Origin of the sequence: Cobetia sp. BMC6 (assembly GCF_029991385.1) — a bacterium.
Lineage (GTDB): Bacteria > Pseudomonadota > Gammaproteobacteria > Pseudomonadales > Halomonadaceae > Cobetia.
Map to the genome: position 1 here is coordinate 1 of NZ_JAKUMF010000026.1, position 922 is coordinate 922.

Here is a 922-nt window from a genome sequence, read left to right on the forward strand (position 1 = left end):
GCCCGTGAGGCTTGACCATATAACACCCAAGGGGTTTGCTCCGGCAAACCGCCGGGATTGCGACAGGATCGACGATATATCGGTCAGCATGATTCATATTGCGAGTCGCGAGGTCACAAGCCTCGAGGCTCAGGCATCGCAAGATGCCACCGTTTCGCCTGACGACCATAGCGAGCGTGAACCACCCGATCCCATGCCGAACTCGGAAGTGAAACCGCTTAGCGCCGATGGTAGTGTGGAGCTTCTCCATGTGAGAGTAGGTCATCGTCAGGCACTTATACTGAACCGCCCCTGTAGCCTTGCTGCAGGGGCGGTTCTCTTTGTGCTCAGGAAAAATTGGCGCAAAAGAAAAGCCGTGAGCAGAAAGACGTGCATGGAAAAGTGGTGCGAGAGAAAAGCCTTCCCAGGCTGCGCAAGAAGAAAGTCTTTGGCTCATCATCGTGCTGTGATGGTTCTGTCATTGACGGAAAATGAAGTGCGCTTGTTATTTATCCCTGGTTTTGCCAAGAACCTCCCCTGCAGATTTTACTGTAGGGGTGTATTTTTATGCGGCTTGAGGCACCTCATATGGGGCTGTCAGCGTCGGAGTTCATCAGAGGGATGCTTATTTCCATCATGTCTGGGCCGGAAGTGGTGCCATTCAGGATGTTTTTTTGCGCAAGGCTGTGTTTTTTCGTGCGCCGCCAGGCGAAGAAAAGAATAGTCGAGACGAGGTTTTTGCCAGAGATCGCCTGGCTGGAGTGCTCCAGGTGCCAGAACCAAGGGCGTGAAGACAAAATCTGACCTGATCTTCAAAAAGCCCTTGCCCTCACGGCGGTTCGTGCGTAAAGTACGCATCCGCTGCCGGGGACGCATGGCGTTACCAGCGGTGAAAGAGGTTTGCAGGTGATTGTTTTGCTTGATGTTTTTGAAGTTCGCTTCG

Annotated in this window: 1 protein-coding gene and 1 rRNA gene; one reads left to right on the plus strand and one right to left on the minus strand. The window is 52.8% G+C overall.

Going from position 1 to position 922, the window contains the following annotated elements; genetic code table 11:
- Nucleotides 1-157: 157 nt before the first annotated feature.
- Nucleotides 158-273, plus strand: a 5S ribosomal RNA gene (rrf, locus tag MKZ40_RS16795).
- 303 nt (nt 274-576) lie between these two features.
- On the opposite strand, the gene MKZ40_RS16800 is transcribed toward rrf, so the two are convergent.
- Nucleotides 577-922, minus strand: a 346-nt coding sequence (locus MKZ40_RS16800; protein ID WP_282627973.1) for a hypothetical protein, incomplete at its 5' end; no start/stop codon positions are given.